At 46.2% G+C, this 390-nt stretch carries 1 protein-coding gene; it reads left to right on the top strand.

The annotated features are described in order from the left end of the window. On the top strand, window positions 1-390 hold a 390-nt coding region (locus AC6UC9_RS06960), incomplete at both ends, for a mucin-binding protein (protein WP_500701541.1).

The raw sequence follows: 390 nt of genomic DNA, 5'->3' as shown, positions 1-390 counted from the left end.
ACTAAGACGGTTACGCCAGATAATCCGGGACAACCAGGTCAACCAGTTGATCCAAATAACCCAACGGGACCAAAGTACCCAGACGGAACTGGTGTAAATGATCTGACTAAGAACATTACGAGAACGGTTCACTACGTTTATGCTGACGGTAGTAAAGCTTCTGACGATAAAGTTGAAACGGTTACGTTCACAAGAACGGCCACCTTCGACCAAGTTACTGGCAAGATTATCAGTTATGGCGACTGGACTACTAAGAATGCGGTCTTTAGCTCAATTGATTCACCAGCCATTACTGGATACACTCCGGATAAAGCTAGCGTTGGTTCCGAAACTGCCACTGCTGACACACCGGACGGAACTGTTACCGTTACCTACAATGCCAATGAAGAA

It is taken from the genome of Fructilactobacillus sp. X7R4C1 (assembly GCF_059901115.1).
This window is presented reverse-complemented; position numbering and strand designations above follow the sequence as displayed.